Source organism: Paraburkholderia sp. RL17-373-BIF-A (genome assembly GCF_046030175.1).
Taxonomy (GTDB): domain Bacteria; phylum Pseudomonadota; class Gammaproteobacteria; order Burkholderiales; family Burkholderiaceae; genus Paraburkholderia.
The window spans coordinates 1-739 of record NZ_JARESO010000347.1 but is presented as its reverse complement, the minus strand read 5'-3'; the positions used below and the strand labels follow the sequence as shown (position 1 = coordinate 739).

The 739-nt window shown below is 58.9% G+C and carries 2 protein-coding genes; both read left to right on the top strand.

All coding sequences use genetic code 11. From position 1 onward, the window contains the following. The coding region (locus tag P0D80_RS50790) for a hypothetical protein (RefSeq protein ID WP_408296459.1) at nt 1–187 on the top strand (187 nt) is incomplete at its 5' end. A 61-nt stretch (nt 188–248) separates the two neighbouring features. Further along, nucleotides 249–739 (top strand): hypothetical protein (locus tag P0D80_RS50785; protein WP_408296456.1); only part of this gene is annotated, 491 nt, incomplete at its 3' end.

Sequence of the window (739 nt, the reverse complement as noted above, 5' to 3'; positions counted from 1 at the left end):
GGAGATGGCTATCGTCGCGCTTGACGACGCCATCAACGAGGGTGTCAATGATCCTGCAGTTGAGGAGGCGGTCTTGGGCTTTCTGTTTTCCCATCCCGACTACCAGGAACGAAGTCCTCGGATCGGGTCGTTTGTTCAAAAGATGGTCGGGAGGCTATTTCTCGCGCTCGCAGGACGTTCGACTTGACCTGGGGGAGTGGCATTCAAATGGACTGAGCGCCGTGCTCGACCATGCTCAGGAGCAACTGATGAAACCGCAACCGCAGGCATACGAATGGGCGCGTGCAAACAGCTTCAACCTGCTGCAGGTAGTGGATGCGGCCGGGAAGCAGGAGGGATTGCAGCAGAGGGCAGCGGCGCTGCGCCAGGCTTACCTGGACGCACTTCCTGATCGGGTGAGGGGGTTTGTGAAGGATTCATCCAGTCTGATGGGTGAGTCGGATCTGGCCTATTTTCCGCTCTTGGCTCGGGACAGCGAGGTTTGCATCCTGCTGGAGGATAAAGACGTGAAGAACGCAATGCGGGCCGCGGGGCAGCCGGGTGAAGAGTTCGGCAATGTATTCGTGACTGTGGACTGGAGCCGCAGACCGGATGAGATGCCGGCGACCGAACGCGCAACATACTATCCGTTGTTCAGCTCAAAGCATCTGGCGCAGTTCCCCGTGCTGCACGCCATGAGCGTCGCGCGAGGATCGGTTCACTCAGTGTCGAGTATCATGCGACAGGTGCTTCCCGAGGG